Here is a 2202-nt window from a genome sequence, read left to right on the forward strand (position 1 = left end):
ATTTTTAAAAATGCTTGAGTGCAAACGCGCTCAAGCTAACCTTCGCATAAATATAAGAATTAATTTAGCTTTTTTCCTTCATTTTCTCCCGTCTTTGCTAAACTAAAACTCTAAATAATCAAAATTAATTCAGGCGATAACGAAATAATGCCTAAAAAAGTTCATCAAAGTAGCATTCGCAAAGCACTCATAAATTTAATTATGCTTATTACAGCTATTTGCTTGTCGCTATCTATTTCGATATCTACTTATTTAAGCGTAAAAGAGCAAAAGCAATTAATCATTAATAAACTCGTCATACTTTCTGAAATTGTAGCTTTTGATGCTGGTAAATCAGTAGTTGAAGATGATAGAAAAACAGAAGAAAAACGCCTCAAGTCATTTGAAAATATCCCCCTTGTAAAAAACATACATATTTATTCAATAGAAAAAGCATCTCAAAAACCTGTTTTTTTTATTAGCTTTAATGCAAAAAAAACACCTCCGGTGCCGTTAAGAATAGACAGTGTTGATGAGCTAAAAACGCCACGAATTACGAGCGATCATATTGAACTAACCCGCCCTATTTACGATAACGAAAAGTTGGTAGGTTATGTATATATGCGAGGGAGCCTCGAAAGTTTAGAGACTTATATTGAGAGAAAAATATTAATAGACGTGCTATTAACTCTATTAATTTTAATCGTTGTTTACTTTATTGCTATAAAAGTTCAACGACGTATAGCCAAGCCAATAGAGCAGTTAAGCATGCTATTGCAGGATGTATCTAAAAATCATAACTATGATGCACGCGCGCCAATAACCGATGTAAAAGAAATAACCGCTCTTTCAAATAGTTTAAATATCATGCTTACACGCACCAAAAAGCAACTTGAGCGCCACGAAAAAGATAAACAAGAAATAAAACAACTAAACCAGAGCCTTGAAGAAAAAGTAAACCAGCGAACAATCGCTCTCAGAGAAGCAAATCAAGAGCTTTTATCAACCCTTGAGCGAATGCATCAGTACCAAACGCAAATTGTTGAAAACGAAAAAATGGCATCGCTTGGGCAAATGGTTGCTGGGGTTGCCCATGAAGTGAATACACCAATAGGGCTAGGTATTACAGGCTCTACATTACTTCGAGATAAACTGGCAGATATACAGCAAAGCTTTGACGATAAAAAACTTACCTCAAGCCATCTAAAACGCTTTATAGATGAAGGTATTGAAAACTTAGACTTAATTTATCGTAATCTAAATCGTGCCGCAGACCTGATATCTAACTTTAAAAAAGTGGCCGTTATTCAAGATGACGGTGTTAATACCTATATTAATGTACATAAATTAATAAGTGATGTTTTAACATCGATTCAATCTGAACTTCTGCCTAAAAAGCCTGTCGTTATTATTAACTGTCCGACCGACTTGGCTATTCATAGTAAGTCTGAACCTCTGCAACAAGTGTTTCAGCAGTTGCTTATGAACTCTGTGATTCATGGATTTATAGGTAAAGAAAATAATGAAATTCGCTTTGACGTAGAACTGGTAGGGAAAAAATTAACAATAGTTTATTCTGACAATGGTCAAGGCGTTGATAAAAACATTAAAAATAGAATTTTTGACCCGTTTGTAACTTCAAAGCGCGGACAAGGCGCAAGCGGCTTAGGCATGCACTTGGTCTACAACCTAGTAACACAAGCACTTGGCGGAAGAGTTATGTTTGATCTTGAAGAAAAACACGGTGCTCGCTTTATAATTACTATTCCTTAAATAAAGATCACTAAAAAGTGCATATATTTAAAATTTATCCTTGAATTAGCATTTAATGACCTCATTAATGAGGCATGTGATAAGCGCGTAACATTATTTAATTGCATTAAATAAATATTACCAAGCGATTTATGAACTTTTTTATCTTTGCTGTATCACATACATTGATGAAAGGTTAGAAAGTGATATAGTTTTGCTTTGAATTAGTCTGATTATTTTAAGTACCTTGTTTGATTGAATGATGTATCAATTATTAAAGGAAAATGGCTTCGACTTTATGATTCAAATAGCTACATCCACGTATATATCAATTAAACAGTAGTTTTTGCACTGCCCTTTTTAGTAGACTTTGGACACCCTACTGTTTTATTTTTATCCAATTTGTTTTTTCCTTGTTAACAAATGGGTATAATCCTATAATCTCTAGTAATCGGTTATAAATTCGTCACC

1 protein-coding gene is annotated in these 2202 nt (G+C 33.7%); it reads left to right on the forward strand.

The window, feature by feature from the left end; genetic code table 11:
* Positions 1-147: 147 nt before the first annotated feature.
* The gene (locus tag GQR46_RS18890) at positions 148-1752 is read left to right on the forward strand and encodes a HAMP domain-containing sensor histidine kinase (RefSeq protein WP_007582962.1); all 1605 of its coding nucleotides are present in this window, start codon (positions 148-150) and stop codon (positions 1750-1752) included.
* The last annotated feature ends 450 nt before the right edge of the window (positions 1753-2202 follow it).

Source organism: Pseudoalteromonas sp. Z1A6, assembly GCF_011378745.1.
Taxonomy (GTDB): domain Bacteria; phylum Pseudomonadota; class Gammaproteobacteria; order Enterobacterales; family Alteromonadaceae; genus Pseudoalteromonas; species Pseudoalteromonas arctica.